Origin of the sequence: Paenibacillus plantiphilus, from assembly GCF_927798095.1 — a bacterium.
Taxonomy (GTDB): Bacteria; Bacillota; Bacilli; order Paenibacillales; family Paenibacillaceae; genus Paenibacillus_Z; species Paenibacillus_Z plantiphilus.
The window spans coordinates 1-1,016 of the sequence record NZ_CAKMMF010000078.1 but is presented as its reverse complement, the minus strand read 5'-3'; the positions used below and the strand labels follow the sequence as shown (position 1 = coordinate 1,016).

Here is a 1,016-nt window from a genome sequence, read left to right as displayed (position 1 = left end):
AGCTGGAGCGATTGGATTTCTTACCCTGACAATCCGATAGCGACAGGGAAAGAATAAGAACCGGGAAGCCGCGTGGGACGTGGGTTTGGGGGCTGTAGCAGGTTATGAGCATGTAACCTGTCGCAGCCCTCTTTGGGCTTTTCTGTCAACAGCTTGCAAACAAGAACCCGAGGAAAGCAGTTGCAGGAACCCCGGAGTCAGCCGCAATAGGGAGGTCGGGTCAGGTGGTTGTTGAACGCTCGTCGGTTTTGCTTCCGTACATCTACAAACAGGCGCGACATAACCTTTCGTGCGGAGCAAGTGGGCGATCACCTTCCGGAGCAATTCGCTTCGCTTTCCTTGGCGGTCCCGGTATCCCCCGGTTTGGCGGCGTCGGCATCGGAAAGGTGGGGCTTCGGGGGAGTAGACGCGGCTGAACGAAAGCTGACCCACCGCGCAAACCATCACGACCGGGAGCCGTTCGGAGCAAGAGTACTCCCGGAGTCCAACAACCGCCAGCACCAAACGCAGGAACAGCAAGAGCAAGCATAGATTCAGCCACAGCATGGGGACTCGCTTGGCTTCTCTTGCTTGCTCTTGAATTATTATTCAGCCACTCCCCCTGCTAGGCATCGCCTTTGTTGCTGTTGGGGATTAATAATGGGCAAGGTGGACAAGGTTCTGGCAAGGTATGGGCAGGGTGAAGCAGAGCCGTAGTGAGCGGCGATGGAAGTAATGGACAAGATGGGCAAGGTCAGAAAACTATACCTTTTGGTTTGGTTGCAGGTATCGGTCTGTTGTTCCCGTTGAGGGATATTTAGATACTTGTCCATCTTGTCCATAGTAAGCAGAGCCGTCCGGAGCGTTCGGGAGCATGCTTGCCCACCCCCTTGCCCAATACTTGCCCACCTTGCCCATCCCCTCCGATTGGCGAACCGGAACCGGAGAGGAAAGCGAGGGGATTCAGCCATTAGTGAGGGTTAAGCGTTCTTGACGGTTTCTGCTGCTGTAGTAAGCAACTCGTCCAGCTTCTCAGC

1 protein-coding gene is annotated in these 1,016 nt (G+C 55.2%); it reads left to right on the top strand.

The features are described 5' to 3' along the window. Positions 1–228: 228 nt before the first annotated feature. A complete protein-coding gene (locus L6H65_RS26405; protein ID WP_236347762.1) occupies positions 229–531 on the top strand; it encodes a hypothetical protein in 303 nt (100 codons plus the stop codon). Positions 532–1,016: the final 485 nt, after the last annotated feature.